At 46.2% G+C, this 18,896-nt stretch carries 15 protein-coding genes; 10 read left to right on the forward strand and 5 right to left on the reverse strand.

Features of this window, described 5'->3' with window-relative positions; translation table 11 throughout:
• Positions 1–118 precede the first annotated feature (118 nt).
• From L3Q72_RS22175 to citC, 4 genes are all read left to right on the forward strand, one after another.
• On the forward strand, positions 119–1,108 hold the full coding sequence (locus L3Q72_RS22175) for a tripartite tricarboxylate transporter substrate-binding protein (protein ID WP_275132734.1): 990 nt from the start codon (positions 119–121) through the stop codon (positions 1,106–1,108).
• 94 nt (positions 1,109–1,202) lie between these two features.
• A complete protein-coding gene (locus L3Q72_RS22180; RefSeq protein ID WP_275132735.1) occupies positions 1,203–1,697 on the forward strand; it encodes a tripartite tricarboxylate transporter TctB family protein in 495 nt (164 codons plus the stop codon).
• Positions 1,698–1,709: 12 nt separating this feature from the next.
• Positions 1,710–3,215: a tripartite tricarboxylate transporter permease gene (locus L3Q72_RS22185; RefSeq protein WP_275132736.1), complete on the forward strand. Its 1,506-nt coding sequence runs from the start codon at positions 1,710–1,712 to the stop codon at positions 3,213–3,215.
• A gap of 198 nt (positions 3,216–3,413) precedes the next feature.
• Positions 3,414–4,505, forward strand: a complete 1,092-nt coding sequence (gene citC / locus L3Q72_RS22190) for a [citrate (pro-3S)-lyase] ligase (protein WP_275132737.1) — start codon at positions 3,414–3,416, stop codon at positions 4,503–4,505.
• Between the two features lie 11 nt (positions 4,506–4,516).
• On the opposite strand, the gene L3Q72_RS22195 is transcribed toward citC, so the two are convergent.
• The 3 genes from L3Q72_RS22195 to L3Q72_RS22205 form a co-directional block, all read right to left on the reverse strand.
• Entirely contained in the window at positions 4,517–6,976 is a 2,460-nt protein-coding gene (locus L3Q72_RS22195) for a cation:proton antiporter (RefSeq protein ID WP_275132738.1), read from the reverse strand.
• Positions 6,977–7,105: 129 nt separating this feature from the next.
• Complete coding sequence (locus L3Q72_RS22200; protein WP_275132739.1) at positions 7,106–7,273, reverse strand: hypothetical protein; 168 nt, start codon at positions 7,271–7,273, stop codon at positions 7,106–7,108.
• A gap of 238 nt (positions 7,274–7,511) precedes the next feature.
• The gene (locus L3Q72_RS22205; RefSeq protein ID WP_275132740.1) at positions 7,512–8,840 is read right to left on the reverse strand and encodes a sugar ABC transporter substrate-binding protein; all 1,329 of its coding nucleotides are present in this window, start codon (positions 8,838–8,840) and stop codon (positions 7,512–7,514) included.
• Positions 8,841–9,373: 533 nt separating this feature from the next.
• On the opposite strand from L3Q72_RS22205, the gene L3Q72_RS22210 reads away from it, so the two are divergent.
• Together L3Q72_RS22210 and L3Q72_RS22215 are read left to right on the forward strand one after the other, a co-directional pair.
• Positions 9,374–11,452 (forward strand): methyl-accepting chemotaxis protein, encoded by a 2,079-nt coding sequence (locus L3Q72_RS22210; protein ID WP_275132741.1) that lies wholly within the window; start codon positions 9,374–9,376, stop codon positions 11,450–11,452.
• Positions 11,453–11,493: 41 nt separating this feature from the next.
• Complete coding sequence (locus tag L3Q72_RS22215; protein WP_275132742.1) at positions 11,494–12,243, forward strand: transporter substrate-binding domain-containing protein; 750 nt, start codon at positions 11,494–11,496, stop codon at positions 12,241–12,243.
• Positions 12,244–12,279: 36 nt separating this feature from the next.
• On the opposite strand, the gene L3Q72_RS22220 is transcribed toward L3Q72_RS22215, so the two are convergent.
• On the reverse strand, positions 12,280–12,939 hold the full coding sequence (locus tag L3Q72_RS22220; RefSeq protein WP_275132743.1) for a nitroreductase family protein: 660 nt from the start codon (positions 12,937–12,939) through the stop codon (positions 12,280–12,282).
• 190 nt (positions 12,940–13,129) lie between these two features.
• Positions 13,130–13,696, reverse strand: a complete 567-nt coding sequence (gene citX / locus L3Q72_RS22225) for a citrate lyase holo-[acyl-carrier protein] synthase (protein ID WP_275132744.1) — start codon at positions 13,694–13,696, stop codon at positions 13,130–13,132.
• A gap of 344 nt (positions 13,697–14,040) precedes the next feature.
• Between citX and L3Q72_RS22230 the strand changes: the two genes are divergently transcribed.
• The 4 genes from L3Q72_RS22230 (at position 14,041) to L3Q72_RS22245 (ending at position 18,790) form a co-directional block, all read left to right on the forward strand.
• Entirely contained in the window at positions 14,041–15,000 is a 960-nt protein-coding gene (locus L3Q72_RS22230; RefSeq protein WP_275132745.1) for a transposase, read from the forward strand.
• A 392-nt stretch (positions 15,001–15,392) separates the two neighbouring features.
• Entirely contained in the window at positions 15,393–15,650 is a 258-nt protein-coding gene (locus tag L3Q72_RS22235) for an OadG family protein (protein ID WP_275132746.1), read from the forward strand.
• A gap of 17 nt (positions 15,651–15,667) precedes the next feature.
• Positions 15,668–17,476, forward strand: coding sequence for a sodium-extruding oxaloacetate decarboxylase subunit alpha (gene oadA, locus L3Q72_RS22240; RefSeq protein WP_275132747.1), 1,809 nt, complete (start codon positions 15,668–15,670; stop codon positions 17,474–17,476).
• Between the two features lie 9 nt (positions 17,477–17,485).
• Entirely contained in the window at positions 17,486–18,790 is a 1,305-nt protein-coding gene (locus tag L3Q72_RS22245; RefSeq protein WP_275132748.1) for a sodium ion-translocating decarboxylase subunit beta, read from the forward strand.
• Positions 18,791–18,896 lie beyond the last annotated feature (106 nt).

Below are 18,896 nucleotides of genomic sequence, written 5' to 3' on the forward strand. Positions count from 1 at the left end.
AGTTTTAAATCACATTACCTATTTCATGTTTCGCGAATAATTTAACCATCAACTCGGCAGGAAGAAAAAATAACCCTCCGATTGAAATTAAATTAAATAACCATAATAGGGAAGTTCCATGAACATGAAACTAAAAAGCGTAATGATTGGTGCAGCGGTTGCTTCTGTTGCGGCTATGCCTTTAAGCAGTGCTATGGCGAAAGATTACCCACCAAGAACGATGTCAATGGTTGCTCCTTCTGGCGCAGGCGGCGGCTGGGATTTAACAATCCGTACCGTGGCTAAGACCCTGAAAGACACGAAACTTGTTAAGTCTAATATGCCTGTCACTAACCGTCCTGGCGGCGGCGGTGCAGTAAACCTGGCTTACATGCAGACTCAGAAAGGCAAAGATAACCTTATCTCTGTTTATTCACCACCGATTCTTCTGACTCACCTGAACGGCTCAAGCAAGTTCAGCTATGAAGATACAACGCCACTTGCTCGTCTGATCACTGACTACGCTGCTTTCGTTGTTTCAAAAGACTCTAAGTACACTTCTATCAACGAAGTAATGGAAGCACTGAAGAAAGATCCTAAGAGTGTAAAAATCGGCGGTACTTCTTCTGCAGGTAGTATGGACCACATCCAGTTCCTTATGATTGCAAAAGCTGCTGGTGTTCCTAACCTGAACCAGATTGACTACATCTCATTCCAGGATGGTGGTGCGGTTGCGCAGGTTCTTGGCGGACACATTGACCTTATCTCTACCGGTCTTGGTGACGTTGTATCACTGGTTAAGAGTGGCGACCTGCGCGGTCTGGCTCAGACAGCTGACAAGCGTATCGGTGAAGGTGTTGTCGCAGAAATCCCGACAGTAAAAGAGCAGGGAATCGATGCGACATTCGAAAACTGGCGTGGTCTGTTCGGTCCTAAAGATATGCCTGAGTACGCTGTGACTTACTGGAACAAGACTCTGAAAGAGATGGTTGAAACTCCTGAGTGGGCTGAAGCTCGTAAGCGTAACGGCTGGGATGCGGCATACCAGAATGGTCAGGACTTCACTAAGTTCCTTGCTCAGACTAACGACCAGTACAAAGAAATTCTTTCTGAAGTATTTGGCAAGTAATCGGTTAACTCAATAAAGATAAGAAGGAGCTTCTCCTTCTTATCTCCCCTCAACTTATGTTTTATCAAGAAATTCCGGCATAAGGATAAATCCTATGGAAAACAAAACTGTTCGTCCGAATTGGGATGCATTCACTGGTTTATTCGGTGTAGGTTTCGGGCTTATTTACGGCTATATGTCGTACTCAATGCCTCGCGCTGCATTCGGTAATCCGATGGACCCAATTTATTTTCCACTTGGCATTTCAGCCATTTCTATTTTAATTGGCATCCTTTTGCTCGTTAAAAGTGACTTTAAAGCGTCAGTAATGGCGTGGACAGATCTTATCAATGAAGATGAAGTAAAGAAAAACGACCGTCGTCGTATCCTTTATACCTGCATCATCTCCGTTGGTTACGCATTAGTTTTTGAGCACCTTGGTTATGTAATCAGTACTTTCCTGTTCATGATTGCCATGCTGACGATTACCAGTGGTAAAGAAACTATGGTTAAAAACGCGATTATCGCGGTTCTATTCTCTGTTGGTGTTTACTTCGTATTCTCTACGCTATTAAGCATCAGCCTTCCACCACTACCGTTTATGGAATAAGGAGACATTACGATGACTGATGTTTTAGCGAACCTTATGAACGGCTTTGGTGTGGCACTGCAGCCATACCACCTGTTCCTTGTTACTATCGGCGGTGTGCTGGGTACTATCGTTGGTATGCTTCCGGGCCTTGGCCCTGCAACTGGTGTAGCGGTTCTGCTGCCAATGACATTTGCTATGGGTCCGACCGCAGCACTGATCACCATGACGGGTGTTTATATCGGTGCCATGTTCGGTGGTTCACGTAGTTCGATTCTTATTAATACTCCGGGGGACGGTGCTGCTCTGGCTGCCACCTTTGACGGTTACCCGATGGCGATGCAGGGGCGTGCGGAATCTGCTCTGGCAATGTCGGCAATCGCATCCCTGATTGGTGGTACTATCGCAGCGGTTCTGATGACCCTTCTGGCGGAGCCTGTAGCAAGCTTTGCACTAAAATTTGGTCCTGCTGAGTACTTCCTGTTGATGGTTGCGGCGCTTTCTATGACGGCGTCTATGTCTAAGGGCAATATGCTGAAAGGTTTCCTTTCCATGGTTGTGGGCCTGTCCATTGCGACAATCGGTATCGATGCTCAGTCCGGTGTAGAACGCTTTACATTCGGCAACCTTGAACTGCAGACAGGTGTAGACTTCCTGGTTGTGATTATCGGTATCTACGCGCTGGGTGAAGTGTTCAAGAGCTTCCGTTCTCTTAGTCAGGGTACTAAGAAAGCACAGACTAAGTTCAAGCGTATCTGGATCAGCGGTGACGACTGGCCTCGTTCAAAATGGCCTATCCTGCGCAGTGCGCCTGTAGGCTTTATCATCGGCTCTCTTCCGGGCGCAGGTGGTACTATGGCTTCACTGATGTGTTACAACAACGAGAAGCAGTTGTCTAAGAACAAAGAAGAGTTTGGTAACGGTGCTATCGAAGGTCTTGCTGCGCCGGAATCTGCGAACAACGCCGCTTCTATCGGTGCGATGATTCCAATGCTTTCACTGGGTGTTCCTGGCTCAGGTACAACAGCGGTAATGATGGGTGCGCTGCTAATGCTGGGTATTCAGCCTGGTCCAATGCTGTTCACTCAGTACCCTGAAACGGCATGGGGTCTGATTGCAAGTATGTTTGTTGCGAACTTTATCCTTGCGATTGTAAACATCCCGCTGGCAGGTGCTCTGGTACGTGTACTGGCAATTCCACCTAAAGTACTGTACCCGATTGTACTGGGTCTTGCGTTTATCGGTTGTTACGCTATCAGTAACTCGGTTGTTGACTTCTATATCCTTGTTATCCTTGGTGTGGCAGGTGTTGTGATGAAGCGTGCAAATATCCCGACAGCGCCAATGATTCTGGCGGTCATCGTGGGCGGTACCATGGAGCAGTCGTTCCGTCAGGCATACCGTATTTCTAACCAGGATCTGTCGGTATTTGGCCACTCAACAGTAGCTCAGGTTCTGATTGCGATTACTGTACTTTCGATTGCTCTGCCAATCATTGGTATGCTTCGTAGCCGAAAAGCAGAAGCTCAGACTGCATAAGAAAATTTATCGATAAAATACAGGCCAGTCCGGAGTTATTACCGGGCTGGCCTGTCTGTTTTTAAACTGTCCAAATAAATAAATTCATAAACACCATATAAAAAATATTTTCCTTGTTAATCACATGACGTAAGTCATGCTTTTGGCTTAAAAATAGGCGGATAATTCGTTCGTACACTAACTATTTGAGAGAGACCGGTGCTTGATTCATACCACTTTGAGAAAGTAATCAACGGCAGCAGCAAAAAGATGGATAGAGTGCGTGCATTTCTGGACAAAATGGATCTGGGAGTGGACGTGGATGTCGAGTTTTTTGTTGTGGCGTACCATGAGTACAGCATTGTTGGTTGCGGTGGTTTAGCCGGGAATACGATAAAATCTGTCGCCGTTGACGATTCACATCAGGGCAACGGACTCTCAACCAAACTGCTTACCGAACTGGTCACTCAGGCCTACGATATGGGCCGGTATAATCTGTTTATCTATACTAAGCCTGAAAATTATCAGATGTTCCATAATGCGGGTTTCTACCTGCTTACTTCGGTAAAAGACCGCGTAATTCTTCTGGAAAACAGTAAAAATCGCCTTCAGCGTTACTGCAATAAGCTCGCGACGCTAAGACAGCAGGGCGATAAGATCGGCAGTATTGTAATGAATGCCAACCCGTTCACTCTGGGGCACAGATACCTTGTAGAACGTGCATCTAAAGAGTCAGACTGGGTTCATCTGTTTGTGGTGAAAGAGGACAGTTCCTTCTTTAATTATGAAGACCGCCTGAATATGATTCGTGCCGGTGTGGAAGAATTTGGCAATGTGATTGTTCACCCGGGATCCGACTATATGATCTCCCGTGCGACTTTTCCGAGCTATTTCCTGAAAGACGAAGGCATTATTAACTTTGCCCATACCGCGATAGATCTACAGTTGTTCCGTAGCTATCTGGCTCCGGCACTGGGTATTACCCACCGGTTTGTGGGTACAGAGCCTATCTGCAAGGTGACTAACTTCTATAACCAGCAGATGCATCAGTGGCTGGCAACGCCAACGCTGGAGTCTGATCCTATTTCCCTGATTGAAATTCCACGCTGTGAAGAAGCAGAGTTGCCGATTTCAGCGTCTCTTGTACGTAATCTGCTGTTCCAGAACCGCTGGGATGACATTAAGAAGATTGTTCCGGTGACCACCTTCGATTATCTGAGAGAGCTGTTCAGCGAAGAGACTTCTGCGTATCAGGCAAAACGCGAGCAGGCTAAGCTTAATCCTTCAGTTCAGTTAAGTCTGGAAGCTTAGCCCGGCTCTGATTATTTGTGGGTTTCGTGTTCTATTTTCTGAGCAAATACTTCCCCCAGATAATTATCCTTTGCCACAATTTTTCTGAGTTTTTCAATATCCAGCCAGATCACCTCTACCACAGAGAGTGCTTTGGCGCTGCACTTATAATTTCCCGCAAGAAAGGCGTAAAGGCCAAGCAACTGACCACAGGATAAAACCTCTTCGTTAGTGGTGGAAAGAATATCCACTTTGCCGTGCATAATTACTGCAACCGATGACGCGGCCTTGTTCTGGCGGAATATCAGTTCGCCTTCATTATAGATCTGCCTTTTGGCAATTTTCCCCAGAGAAATCAGGGTTCGTTTATGTATGCCTTTAGCCCAGGGCATGGATGCGAGCTGTTCGCTGATCTCTTTTACGCTGACATTGTGCGGTTTAGGCTTCAGGTGAGCGAGCCTGGTCTCTATCTCCATGGTCAGATGTTCGGATTCACTTTTATCCAGTACGCCTTCCTCAACCAGTTTATGCAGATAAACCCGCTCCAGATTGAGCATCAGGCACTGCGCAGAGTGGGTTTCCAGACTGAATGAAAGATCCGGGAAGTTTTCTCTTAATTCCTGAATGTAACGGCGGGTAAAGCGCTTGTTCAGGTCGATATCTTTTAGCGTGTCGTCGGCATCTTTAGGGGTCGGAGCCAGTGACGGGATAAATTTCTCCATCTCTTTCTGCGCCATCAGAAATCCACGGGCCGTATCATAGTTAAGGGCCAGCTTTTCAAAGGAGAAGTGGATGATAACGCGATTCATCAGTGAGAACTGATTAAACCAGCGCATATAGCCGGGGGTATTCCAGGAGCGGAACAGAGTCTGCCTTGGCGATATCTGCGGGTTGTCATCAAGGGCAACTTCAACGGCGTTGATAAGTTGCCGGGTTGTCATGCCATTTAGTACGCCTTGTTTAAACTGGGTCCAGTAAAACTGACGTTCGCTCTCCAGCAAACGGCGGTGAAAGGCGATACGCAGGTCCGATTCGCTGCATTTCTGGCTGCTGCTCTTTTCATCCGGCGCTTTTACATCGTTAAGTGGTTTGGTCAGCTCTCGCCAGTTGGCCCGCTGCAAAAATTCGTTCTTCTGTATTTCTGGAAGCTCGGTCAGCAGGCGTTGTTTCAGAGTAAACTGCGCCTTGTCCAGACTGGCCTGTTTGGCTGGTGGCAGCTTGTCCAGTCCCAGATACCTGAGAACCATGGTCATGGTGCTGGAGTTGATAACTATGGTCAGCACAACAATGCCAGCGGTGAGAAACAGGATCTGGTCAGCGACTTCTTTGGGTATCACTTTGTCCTGAGCGATAATAAGTGCCAGCGCCAGTGCCACCGCTCCGCGAAGCCCCCCCCAGACCAGAACAATGGCTTTCTGTTTATTGATACCAATGCCGATGCGTTTTAGCAGCGGCATAAAGATAACCACGGACGTTGCCCGGATTAGCTGAATTGCAACATAAAGCCCTGCCAGGGTTATCCACCACTCCATCACATCCAGCCGGATCCGGGATGCGATGATGATACCAACCAGAATAAAGATCAGGGTATTGGCAACATGCGCCATCATTTCCCAGAAGCGGTGCAGGAATCCGGACACTTCCGGAGAAATACGGGTACGGCCAATACTGGCAAGAAGCAGCCCAAGGGTGACAACCGCAACCACACCGGAGACATGGAACATATTCTCCGCAATAAAGTAGGCAATATAGGCGGCTGAGATGGTGAGGGTTATTTCTATCACAGGTTTATTGAACAGATTACCCACCCACCAGAGCACAATCAGGCCGGTAAGCAGGCCAGTCAGCATGCCAAAAATAACCACAGATAGAAAGTTACCGGAAATATTCAGCATGCTTATCCCGCTTTCGCCCTGAGCAGTAAGCAGACCATAAAACAGAGTGAAAAGAACGATGGCGGTACCGTCGTTCAGGAGTGACTCGCCTTCTATCAGAGTCTCCAGACGCTTACGTGAGCTGACCTCTTTTAGCAGTGCCACCACAGCAACCGGATCGGTTGCGCTGATAAGTGCACCAAACAAAAAGCAGACAGTCCAGCTCCACTCCCATGGAAAGAAATAGTAAGCCAGAGCGGCGGTCAGGCTTGTTGCTATGATAAGCCCCGGCACGGCAAGTATCAGGATTTGGCTGAACATCCGCTTGAACAGGTGCGTTTCCATGGCAAAGGCTGACTCAAAAATCAGCGTAGGAAGAAACAGAAGCAGGATAAGGTGCGGGTCAACCTGTGCCAGTCCTGTTAATGCCAGATTGAGTTCAGGCAGATTTTGCTGCATATGAGCACTGCGGCTATATAAACCTATGCATAACCCGGCCAGAAGAAGAACAACACTATAAGGAGAGATTAGTAATCTTGGCAGGGACTTAACCAGAGCACCAAGCAAAAGGGACAAGATGACGAACATCAGGATCAGGACGCTGTTGTCTAAGTGCATAGTATCCCCCAGAATAGAGTAATAACTATCACTTAGTTTAGTTCAGCGAAGCGAGCTTAACGTGCAAAAGCACTGATTTCTCAGAATACTGACAAATAGTTTGAAACGAATGATATGGCGAACCTTACCTCAGAAGGGATCTTCCGGCTTATTTTTTTCTGTTGAATGGATTGGTGTTGCAGGGTTGGTCTGGCTCTCAGGCTTGCTGCCCAAAAGTCTTCCCAGATCATCTAAATAGTTTTCTGTATCCGCTATCAGTTTATCAAGCTCATCTGAAAACTTATCAATATCAGCCATAATAATTCCACCTGAAGCCAAGTAAGAGGAATAACATACACTATATACCTCTTTAGTAGTAAGTGGCATTTTGCTGATTTTTAACCCTATATCTCATTTTTTGATCAGGCGCTGATTAATACTCTCTCTTACGCGGATATTTATGTGACCAGAAACGGAAATAGAAAGCCCTCAGGCCTTGTTTGGCAAAGAGGGCTAAAAGTGTTGTTGCTTAATCCAGATACATCTTAGAGCCGGGTTAGTTTTCAGAAGCTTCCTCAAAGTAGCCGCCACGATGCATCTTTCTTTCCGCGATTTTTTGCGCTGCATCAAGGGCTTGCTTGTATCCAATCTTACCATCCAGAGCTTCAGCGACCTTTTGAGCTGTAATACCGCCGATAGAGATAAACTCAGGAATCGAAACATACTGAATACCCTGATACGGAGACTCATAGAAGGTATTCTCAATTGGGTCTGCTGAACTTAAAGCGTGCAGCTCAGAGTTGGCAAATTTACCGGCAACCTTGAGAAATTCCTGATTCTCATAGGTAGACTGGCGTGTGCCGGTCGGAACGTTTGACCAGCCGTTATGTTTGGCGACCAGCTCAATGTATTCTTTCGAAGTTGCCCAGGAGATAAAGTCCTGTGCGGCCTGAAGCTTTTTAGAACCCTTTGGTATAGCCAGAGCCCATGCCCACAGCCAGTTCGCTCCCTTTTTAGTGACTTGATACGGAGCCTGAGCAAAGTGCCACTCATCGGCGATGTCACTCTTGGATTTGTCAGAGATAAAGGAAGCTGCAATGGAAGCATCAACCCAGATACCACATTTGCCTTCTCGGGAAAGGGACAAAATCTCGTTAAAGCTGTTTTTAACCGAGTTTTCCGGGCCGTAATCACGTAGCAGATCAATATAGAAGCTGACCGCGTCCTGCCACTGGCGGGAGTTAATTTGCGGATTCCAGTCCATATCAAACCACTGACCGCCAAAACCGTTAACCATAGTAGTAACCAGGGCCATGTTATCACCCCAGCCTGGTTTTCCTCTCAGGCAGATACCGTAAACGCCGTTTTCAGGATCATGTATTTTGGCCGCAATATCGCGAACCTGTTCCCATGTAGGGCGCTCACTCATAGCCAGACCATGCTTTTCAAGCAGATCCTTACGGTACATTGTTATGGAGCTTTCACCATAAAACGGGGCGGCATACAGGTTATCATTCAGTGATAAGCCGTCTCTTACGGCTGGAAGAAGATCGTCCAGATCATATTTGGCAGAAGGCTCCAGCGGGGTCAGCCAGTTGCGCTGTGCCCAGATAGGCGTTTCATACATGCCTATGGTGACAACATCATAATTGCCGGTTTCTGCTGCAATATCCGCAATAACGCGCATACGCAGACTGCCTTCTTTGAAGACATGCCATTTTAGTTTTACATCCGGGTACAGCTTTTCGTATTCAGAAGAGAGCTTCTGCATTTCGATCATATGACCGTTGTTTACTGTAGCGATGTTTAATTCCATCGAATTAACGGTGAAACCAGGTAAGCTGGTCAGCACGGCAATACAGGGAAGTAATCGTTTTAAATTCATTGTCTTACTCCAGATAATGAATAAAGTAAAATGGCGAATAGCAAAGTTATTTATTATAGAATTAAATAATAAGTATTTGTCATTTATAGTATTAATTCAAATAGAGAAGCCAAAATAACGCTAGAAATAATAATTTATATGAGCTTAGCAACGAACTTAGGATAACTGTAGTTCAGTCTTATTAATGTGAAGCATGTCACGTGTGAGTTAATCGTTAGTGAGACTCATGGTGTGAAGTGTGATTTGAGTCTCATTAAGGCGTCTGATTTGATTTATGTATTTGTGATCGGTATCAATTTAAAGGTTTGGCAATAGTGACAAGAAGACTAAAGAAGTATTATTCAGGCAAATAGGCATGAGTAGTTGAGTGACGTATCATGAGATGATTTCCTGAACTTAACTTGGGTCGTGCTAAAATAATAAATTGTGAGTTTTAGTATAAACTTATGTAGTTAATGGAAAACAATAAAAATTAATTCCATTAAAATAATTGCATATACCATTCGTTTTTTCTCTTAAACTGGAGAAGTGTGATGGCACCAGAGTCTGATTCAATAATGAAGCACAAATCGCAACCTGTAGATCAGGTGCGCTCGATTAACTTATCGATGAAAATAACCCTGAGCTTTCTGACAATCGGTTTGCTTTTCATCGCCACTATGCTGTTTAGCTACGGAAGCAGCAAACAGGTTATCTCCGGTCTGGGGTTAATCAATAATGAATCCTCGCCTGTGGTAAAACAATCCTCTCAGGTAGATGGCTTAGTTCAGGCAATAGAGCCATTAACACTGTTGCTGACCACTTCCCAGACGACGGCAGAGTATGAGATGGAAGTGAATAAGTTAAGTGAAAATAGTCAGAAACTATCTTCTGCATTTCAGGGCCTGAGATCGATTCAGCTTACCGGCGAGCTGGCTAATGTTGTTAGTAGCATTACGGACGACCTGGACAGTCGTATGAACGAACTGCGTGGGCACACTGACCGTTTAGTCAGCCAGCAGGGCGAAATCGTAAAGCTGACCGAACATTCAAAGCAGGTCATTGAGACTCTGGTTAAGCTTCAGCAGGCTATTGCTCCTTTACTGGAAAGCACTTTGCTGGAACAGGATGATGATTCAGTCATTTCCACCATTAATGAAACCCATGCCTCTATTACATCAGGTCTGCTGGTTATTGAGCGCATTGCTTATGCGTCATCCCTTGATGATATGGACAACCTTCAGGATCAGTTTTTTGCCTGGCAGAATACCCACTCAAATCTGTTACCAACTCTAATTTTTGCATCTGATGACAGTGGTTATCAGCAGTTTGTAAAAGAGCTGTCGCGCATTACACTTTCTCTTCTTGATGCTATTGAGGGGGAACAGGGGCTTCTCGCTGTCCAGCACAGGCGGCTTGAGCTTATTGAGCAGCAGGATCAGATATTTGAACAACTAAAAAGCAGCTTAAATGGTGTAAGTCAGTTAACCGGTAAGCTGCTTGAGGAATCATTTGCTCAGAACAATCAGTTATCGACAGAGATTAACTCTCGCGCTGAGCAGCAGAACCAGACGGCGATCTATGTCGGACTGGCCATTATTATCGGTATTGCAGCCATTTCGGTCTGGATCTCACGATTTATGAGAAGGTCCATCAAAGGTTTAACTGTTGAACTGGATGCTTTGTCACGCGGGGAACTAAGAAACATCGCTCCGGCCCGGTCCAGTGATGAGTTTGGCAGGCTGAATAATTATCTGATTCAGGTGGTTGAGAGTCTTAAGCAGACGGTTATCGATATTGAAAACTCAGCCAAATTGGTGGAAAACTCTGTGGGACTGGTTGCGGGCAGCTCAACAGATACACGTGAAATTGTTCAGCAGCAGAAGAGTGAGCTGGATGCAATTGCCGCCGCTCTTGTGGAGATGAGCTCCACCGCAAGTGATGTTGCTCAGCACACGGAAAATACCCATGAACGCATTGTCAAAGCCGGAGATCTTTCAACTAAAGGCCGCAAACAGGTTCAAGATAGTCGTGAGAGTGTTGAAACTATGGTTCAGCAGACTGCTCAGACTATCTCTGTAATCAATAATCTTGATGAAGGCGTTAAAAGCATTGAGACCATCATAGATACCATTACAGGTATTGCTGATCAGACAAATCTGCTTGCGCTAAATGCTGCCATTGAAGCTGCCAGAGCCGGTGAACATGGACGTGGCTTTGCTGTTGTTGCTGATGAAGTGCGTGAGCTTGCTAACAGAACACAAAAATCAACGCTGGAGATCCAGGAAAAAATCTCTTCAATGGTTTCTGATTCACAGAAAGCGGTCGAGGTTATAGTGCAAAGTGAAGACCTGGCGAATGGCAGTCTGGAGCAGGCAAAACTGGCAGATGAAACCATAGTCAGCGTTGAGGTGATTATGGGTGAAATTCAGGACTTAAGTCACCTGATTTCTACTGCGGCTGAAGAGCAGGCGGTGACACTGCGTGAACTTGATAAGAATATTAATCAGGTTACAGAGCTTGCAGATCAGACTAATATTAAAGCAGAAACAGCAGAAAGTGAGGCAGTGTCTCAGGTTCAGGTAGTACAGGAACTGGAAAGTAAAGTAGCCAAATTTACTTTTGAGCGCTGATCCGGTTGCTGTGGGTGATGTTTGTTACAGGGGAGAGCGGGATGTCTGGTCCGAAAATTTCGGTGCTTAGTGCTCTGTGTATTGGCCTGTTGGCTCATAAAGCCAGCTATGCTGAAGAAATTACTATTGCTACGGGGCATTTACCGCCCCTCTATTGTGAGATAGCCCCGGACAATGGTCGCGTTCTGAATATTGTCAGAGCCGCATTTGATGCGGTGGGAATCCAAGTTAACTACGATTTTATGCCATGGCCACGGGTGAATTATCACGCCAAAAGCGGTAAGAAAGATGCATCCTGCTGCTGGTTTAATCAGGAAGAGCGGGCAGAGCATGCGCTGTACAGTGAAGGTGTTTATGCCTATAACTACTCTTTTTACTATCTGAAAAAAACAGATTTTGACTGGGATAGCATTGAAGATCTGAAAGGGTTTCAGTTAGGGGGAACGGAAGGCTATAGCTATACTCCCGAGTTTACGGCAGCAGAAAAGGCGGGAGTGATTAATGTAAAGCGAACTTCAAGCGATCTGAAAAATTTCAGAATGCTTCTGGCCGGAAGGATTGATGCTTTTCCTGTGAATGTGGATTACGCCAACTATGTGTTGAAGACGGAAATGTCTCCCGAAGATGTGCACCGGTTTACCCATCACCCTAATCCACTGCGAGTGGATTATGTCCACCTTGTCTTTCCAAAGCAGAATGAAAAAAGTGCCCGGTTGCAGGAAGCGTTTGATCAGGGGATGCAGATTATTCACGCCAATGGAGTATATAAAGCTATTGTTGCCAGGCAGTAACAACAGGGCTCCTTCGTTGAAGAAGCCCGATAGCAATTACAGTACTGTAATGACATCTTCTGCGGCAAGGCGAGCTTTTGGCAGGCCGTGGTTATAATCATCGCCGTCTTTGTGGTAACCCATTGCAAGCGCAACATCACAGACGAAACCGTCCAGTTCATCTTCAAAGATTTCACCGATCAGTGCAGGGTCAACCCCTTCCATTGTTGTTGAGTCGATGCCCATACGAGCCAGCACGTGCAGTGTATTACCCAGAGCCAGGTAAGTTTGTGCACGCGTCCAGTGGCCGTTATAACCCTTTTCATCCGTGTTCGCTTCAGCGAAAGTAAAGCCGCCGTTCAGCATTTGATCAAACATTTCAGCAGGAAGGTGACCAGAAGTCACTTCAGCATCAACCACTTTTTTGTACTGCTCTTTGGTAAAGCGAGGGTTGTATGCAAAAAGAATCGTGTGTGATGCCTTTTTCGCATGGTGCTGGTTAAACTGATGTTTGTTCGCGAACGTATTGTGGAAGCGCTCTTTCGCTTCATCACTTTCAATCACGATAAACTTCCATGGCTGTGAGTTAATAGAAGAAGCAGACAGGCGAATCGCTTCTTTGATCACTTCCATATCTTCTGCCGAGATTTTTTTAGTTTCGTCGTACGCTTTAGCGGTATAACGGTTGTTCAGGTCTTTGATGATTTGATGTGACACGTTACTCTCCACACTTCTGTTATTCAAATGGCCGGGCCTATGCCCTTAATACAGCGCTATTATGCTGACAGAGTGTGGGGAGTTCGATGAATGGAATTTCCAAAGATTATGGGTAATTTCGTCCCTAATCGGCCTGAAAAGGACAGAGCCCCGTTTTCACGGGGATAATGAGCGGGGCATGAAGAAGAGATCAGGCGACCGCTTCTTCCAGCTCAACTTCTGTAACTGCTGCTTTCATTTCATCCTGATAGGTTTCCAGCATAAGTTGTAGCTTTGTTCCCAACTGCTCGGCAGAATGATTGCGGATCGTAGTGCAGTAGGAGGCTGCATTGTCACAGATAACGCACTTGCGAGGCTCCATCTCACACGCCTGGCGGGAGATCATTTTGCCTTCGTCTGTCATGACATCAACGTTCATCAATGCGCCCAGCATATGGTGTTTTTCCAGCTTGATCATTGCACGTTTCAGCTCAGATGAAGAGGCTCCAACCACCACTAACAGCAGTTCATCCCCCGTCTTCTGGTTAAGCTCTACGCTTTTAACAACACGGCATTGAAGTTTATTCAGCTCTTCCTGAACAGCATTAAGTGAAATCTGAAATAACTTTTTCGCAGCGGTGGTATGCACCATATGTTGTGGAACATAGTTATTTAGCGTAATCAGTGGCAAAGAGTACTGAGATACCAGTCGCTGCTGTCGCTGCGCTCTCACCTGTGCGCTTTCGTGTTTATCATAGAGTGTTACAAAATCCTGCATTATCGCCTCCTTTTACGACGTTGGCGATATTTTAGCCACAGAGGGAGGCTCGTAATGGGGAGTAGAGGGCACTTTTGGGTGGTGTAAGTACTTTTAATGGTGTTTATGAACTTATTTATTTTTTACGGGGACAGGCGCCTTATTTTATATTGGGACAGGCACCCCATGAAATAGAAGATGCCAGGTATAGGGAAGAGGTATAGAGAGGTATAGGGACAGGCACCTTATGAAATAAAAAGTGGTGTTGCAGGATTGTGTAGTTTGCCTCGTAAGGCATTAACGCTAATGAACTTTCTTTGTTCTGGTTAGTTATTATTGATGAGGTTTCCTTTTAGGAGAATCTCATGACAACAGCCAGAAGCCGTCAGGTAAATCCAGAGGTCACACCTTATTACCATGTAGTATCCCGGTGCGTACGTAAAACATTTTTGTGCGGATTTGATGAAGTATCACAGCGGTGTTACGAGCATCGCAGGGAGTGGATAGAAGGCCGTATCAAAGAACTTTCCAGAGTGTATTGTGTCGATATCTGCGCATATGCGGTGATGAGCAACCACTACCACCTGGTGGTGCATTTAAATCGGAGTAAAGCTCAAAAGCTGACGGTTCAGGAGGTGATAGATCGTTGGTCCACATTGCATCATCAACCAAATTTAATTCAGAAAATGTTAGGTAAGGATCTTGATTCGGAAGCTGAATATTTAAAAGCCCAGGAAATTGTAGAAATCTGGCGTGAGAGGTTATCTAATCTGAGCTGGTTTATGAAAGAGCTAAACCTGGACATTGCCCAAAAAGCCAATAGCGAAGATAAATGTAAAGGTCATTTTTGGGAGAGCAGATTTAAGAGTCAGGCATTGATGGATGAGCAGGCATTGCTGTCTGCAATGGCTTATGTTGACTTAAATCCGGTAAGAGCAGGGGTTGCGAAAACACCGGAAGAGTCAGAACACACTTCAATAAAAGAGCGAATAGACTGCTTGTCACATTTTCAGGCTACACCTGCCTGTTTGTATCCATTTACTGGCACTCGAAGCAGTAACAAAGATGATGGTATACCGTTTTCCTTATTTGACTATATAGAATTGGTCGACTGGACTGGTCGGCAATTGCGCGAAGATAAAATGAGTATTGACGGTCAGTTACCTTCTATTATGGACAGACTCCGCACTGAATCCAGTGCTTGGTTACAAGTATGTACCCGACTTGAAAGTAAGCGAGCTGTATTGGTTGGTCAAAAACATAATATTGAAAGGGCAGTGCCTAAACTTAATCGAAGCAGGGTAGTGGGCTATTCCTTAAGCTAGCTAACCGGCGCATTTCCTCCCAACAAAACCTACAAACTCTGAGGAGTTTGATTTTGGCATGTTTGTATGTGCTAAAGCAGTCAGTTTATCTTTTTGAAATTACATTTCTTCACATGTCTTTTGTTGATATAAGCACATTTCATCAGAATTAGAGTTGGTAATATCGAGCTTACCCCTGGTTCAATCATAAGACATTCTCATAGGGTGCCTGTCCCTACAAAAATAAGGCGCCTGTCCTTAGAAGAGAGAAAATCAAGCGCATCCCCAATTAAATTTATAAACACCATATAAGTTGTTTAGTGGTTTGAATTGAATGATAAACCTCACGAAGTCGGTATGGCGGGCTTAGATAGAATCTCCGGACACTTTTTACCAACAGGTTCGGAAAAATCATGAGTGAAGGTCCGATTATTATGGAAGGCGTAACCCTAATGCTGCTTGGCATGGGATTCGTTTTCTGCTTCTTAGCATTATTGGTAGGTGCGACGCGTCTGCTATCCGCGGTTGCTTTAAAAGTTCAGCCACCGGCTCCGCCAGTTGCAGCGCCAAAGGTTAGCCCTGCTGCTGCCTCTTCAGACGACGATAACGTCGTAGCCGCGATTTCTGCAGCGCTTCATCACCACAAGAAAAAACTCAGCCAACAGGCATAAATTACAGGGGATTTGTAATGTCCAAAACAACTAAGCCACTAGGTATCACGGATGTGGTACTTCGAGACGCACATCAGTCACTATTTGCAACTCGTATGCGTCTGGACGATATGCTACCTATCGCTTCAAAACTGGACGAGATCGGTTACTGGTCTCTTGAGTCCTGGGGTGGAGCAACATTCGATTCATGCATTCGTTTTCTTGGTGAAGACCCGTGGGAGCGCCTGAGAGAACTGAAAAAAGTAATGCCTAACACTAAGCAGCAGATGCTTTTCCGTGGTCAGAACATTCTTGGCTACCGTCACTACGCGGATGATGTAGTAGATAAATTTGTAGAGCGTGCTGTAGTCAACGGTATGGACGTATTCCGTGTATTCGATGCACTAAACGACGTTCGTAATATGAAGCAGGCTATTCAGGCAGTTAACCGTCAGGGCGCACATGCTCAGGGTACTATCTGTTACACAACCAGCCCTGTTCACACTATGCAGTCTTGGGTTGATGTTGCTGAGCAGCTTGTTGAGTGCGGTGTAAACTCTATCGCACTGAAAGATATGTCTGGCGTAATGTCTCCATATGAAGCCTATGAGCTGGTTTCTACTCTTAAGAAGCAGCTTGATGTTGAGCTTCACCTGCACTGTCACTCAACAGCGGGCATTGCGGATATGACTCTGCTTAAGGCAATCGAAGCGGGTGTTGACCGTGTTGATACAGCGATTTCTTCAATGAGTGGTACATATGGTCACCCTGCAACAGAGTCTATTGTAGCAGCACTTCAGGGAACTGAGCGCGATACTGGTCTTGATATCAAGAAGATTGAAAGCATCGCAGCATACTTCCGTGAAGTACGTAAGAAGTACCATGCATTTGAAGGCCAGCAGCGCGGCTCTGACTCACGCATTCTTGTTGCTCAGGTTCCTGGCGGCATGCTGACAAACATGGAAAGCCAGCTTAAGCAGCAAAACGCTATCGACCGTATTGACGAAGTGCTGGAAGAGATCCCACGCGTTCGTGAAGACCTTGGTTATATCCCGCTGGTAACACCAACTTCTCAAATTGTTGGTACTCAGGCAGTAATCAACGTAATGATGGGTGAGCGTTACAAAACAATCACCAAAGAAACTGCTGGCGTACTGAAAGGCGAATATGGCCAGACTCCGGCTCCGGTTGATGCCGACCTGCAAGAACGTGTTCTTGAAGGCGCAGAAGCGATCACTTGTCGTCCGGCTGACCTGATTGAGCCTGAAGTTACTTCTCTGACGGAATCTGTAGAAGCTCAGGCAAAAGAGAAAGGCATCAAGCTGGCTGAAAATGCGATCGACGATGTACTGACAGTTGCGCTATTTGACCAGGTTGCATGGAAATTCCTGGAAAACCGTGGTAACCCAGATGCATTTGAACCAGTACCAACGGCTGCTGATGCGGCGCCTGTCCCTGTAGCGAAAGCGCCTGCTTCTGCAGACAACAACGTCTACACAGTGAACGTAAACAACAAAGCTTACGTTGTGAAGATTAACGAAGGTGCGGATCCAGAGGTACTTGCAGCAGCTGATGCGGCGCCTGTCCCTGCAACAGATACGGCGCCTGTCCCTTCAACTACTCCATCAGGGGATGCTGAGACAGTTGCGGCGCCGCTTGCAGGTAACATCTGGAAGATCCACGCTAAGATTGGTCAGATGGTTAAAGAGGGCGAAACCCTGCTGATTCTGGAGGCTATGAAAATGGAAACAGAAATCAAAGCAGCGCGTGACGGTAAAGTTGAACATCTTGCTGTATCTGAAGGCGATGCCGTTCAGGTTGGTGATGCACTGCTAGCATTAGCATAAGGTACGGAAATGGAAAGCGCATTAGCTCTAATTAACGATTTTGGTATCCTGCACCTGCAATTTGGTCAGGCTATCATGATCCTTGTTGGTATGGTTCTGCTCTATCTTGCGATAGTTAAGCAGTTCGAACCACTGCTTCTTGTTCCAATCGGTTTGGGGGGGATCCTCTCAAACCTGCCAGATGCAAACCTTGCAGTGAATGCCGTAGAAGCGGCAATTCATGCAGGCAGCGCAGACGTAATGCAGGCTTTTGCTAACATCATGCAAATGTCTGATACCGCGCCTAAGGCAATCAAAGAAGCCTACGCAATGGCTACGCCAGAGCAGAAAATGAACCTTCATCTTCTGGCTGAGCAGTACAAATACTCTGACGGCATGCTGTACACCTTCTACAGCGTAGCAATCGCTTCAGGTGTTGGTCCGCTGGTTATCTTTATGGGTGTTGGCGCCATGACAGACTTCGGTCCGCTTCTGGCAAACCCTAAGACTCTGCTTCTTGGCGCTGCGGCTCAGTTTGGTATCTTTGCAACCGTTCTTGGCGCACTGGCACTTAGTCAGTTTGGCATAATGGACTTCAGCGTAGCCCAGGCTGCTGCTATCGGTATTATCGGTGGTGCTGACGGCCCGACGGCTATCTACGTATCAAGCCTGCTTGCTCCAGAACTTCTGGGTGCAATCGCGGTAGCGGCGTACTCATACATGGCACTGGTTCCAATGATCCAGCCGCCGATTATGAGAGCTCTGACTACAGAAGCCGAACGTAAGATCGAGATGAAACAGCTTCGTCAGGTAAGCAAAATCGAGAAGGTTTGCTTCCCTCTGATGCTTCTTATTTTGATTGCAATGCTGCTTCCTTCAGCGACACCGCTTTTAGGCATGTTCTGCTTCGGTAATCTGATGCGTGAATGTGGCGTGGTAGAGCGTCTGTCTGATACGGCTCAGAATGGTCTGATCAACATTGTGACCATCTTCCTTGGCCTGTCTGTTGGTTCTAAATTGATGGCGGATAAGTTCCTTCAGCCGCAGACTCTGGGCATTCTTGCTCTGGGTATCGCAGCATTCTGCGTGGGTACTGCTGCCGGTCTTCTGATGGCGAAGCTGATGAACCGCGTATTTGAAGATAAAGTGAACCCACTGCTTGGTTCAGCGGGTGTATCTGCTGTACCAATGGCGGCTCGCGTATCGAACAAAATCGGTCTTGAAGCTAACCCGCAGAATTTCCTGCTGATGCATGCAATGGGTCCAAACGTTGCTGGTGTTATCGGTTCAGCGGTGGCTGCCGGTGTGATGATCAAGTATGTGCTTGGTGGCTAATAAACAGAAATTAACTCCCGTTTTGCGGGAGTTACATACCTGTTCCAGGGAGATCTCGTATCTCCCTTTTGTCGTTTATGGGATTTGGCATAACGCACTGTTTGCG

The organism is Vibrio sp. JC009 (assembly GCF_029016485.1).
GTDB lineage: Bacteria > Pseudomonadota > Gammaproteobacteria > Enterobacterales > Vibrionaceae > Vibrio.